The organism is Vibrio sp. 2134-1 (genome assembly GCF_033339495.1).
The window spans coordinates 1-1,199 of sequence record NZ_JAWOUS010000103.1 but is presented as its reverse complement, the minus strand read 5'-3'; the positions used below and the strand labels follow the sequence as shown (position 1 = coordinate 1,199).

Sequence of the window (1,199 nt, the reverse complement as noted above, 5' to 3'; positions counted from 1 at the left end):
CTGGGAGCAAGGCATATTGTATCGCTACCAAAAGAACGTTAGTCGCAACCGAGATGGTTCTGATCATATTGAAACGCATACGATTTCTGAATTTGTCAAAGTGAGCGAGGAGGTATAACCATGGCAACGACTTCAGCCCTAACCCACATTATTCAGCAGTGGCAGTCTGGTAATAAACAAGCCGAAAGCGAGCTGTACCAATTCGCCTATTTGCAACTGCGTAAAATCGCCCAACAAGAACGTGAGCGCAACGCCGAAAAATACGGCACCGACAACATGGTATTGGCAGACAGCGTCAACAGCACCACCGCATTGATTCATGATGCTTACCTAAAGATGTCAAACTGCGACATGAGTGAAATCGCCACCAAGCGTGATTTTTTCTTAATGGCCGCTAAAGTCATGCGCCAAATATTGATCGACAACGCTCGCTCACACCAAGCGCAAAAACGCCAACACATCACATTGATGAAGGACGAAGAAGACCGCTTTGAGCAGTTGATCATCATGGACAAAGCCTTAGATAGCTTTAGCACACGCTACCCACGTCAATCGAGCGCCTTAAAACTCAAATACTTGATGGGCATGAAGAACCAGGAGATCAGCGAACTGCTAGAGTGCAGCGCAAGTCTGATCGAAAAAGACCTCAAGTTCTCACGCAGCTGGCTGCAATCAAGAATGGCACACGCATAAATCATGACCAAGAAACTGTGGATTATCGGCGCGATCGGCGCCGGTTTATTGGGTGTTTACTTGTTAAGTGACGAGAGCAGCATGGCGTCTGCGGCCAGCTCTTTAAACAGCGCTCCTGTCGATAAAAGAAAAAGCCAACATCACTATGGTGAACGTACGTCGTTAATTGAGGTGAAGCAGGCGCTCACAACATCGGCGTTGGATGGCTCGAGCTCTCTCGATTTAGATGCTGTGCTTAATGCCACCCCATTCGATCAACAAAACGTCGCCGAGAACCCTTTCGATACGTTTGATGGTTACTACCCTTACGATCTGACAGCCGTGACACCACAACCCAAGGTTGATGCGGCGAACAACAGCAAACCCATCATCAATCTATCGGTCGAACAGCAACTGCAAACCATCATTTATGGTTGGGAGCTAACGCAGAACAAGCCGATCAGCAATTCGTTAAGTCTGAACCAATTGTTTGAAGACCCCGATGGTGACCTGCTCACAACTCGGAT

General features: G+C 47.8%; 1 protein-coding gene and 1 pseudogene. Both read left to right on the top strand.

The window, feature by feature from the left end; all coding sequences use genetic code 11:
• The first annotated feature begins 120 nt into the window (after positions 1–120).
• Positions 121–693 carry a sigma-70 family RNA polymerase sigma factor gene (locus tag R7R78_RS24150; RefSeq protein WP_005455178.1) on the top strand — a complete coding sequence of 191 codons (573 nt, stop codon included), beginning with the start codon at positions 121–123 and terminating at the stop codon, positions 691–693.
• Positions 694–696: 3 nt separating this feature from the next.
• Positions 697–1,199, top strand: a pseudogene (locus R7R78_RS24145) (hypothetical protein); the annotation flags it as partial.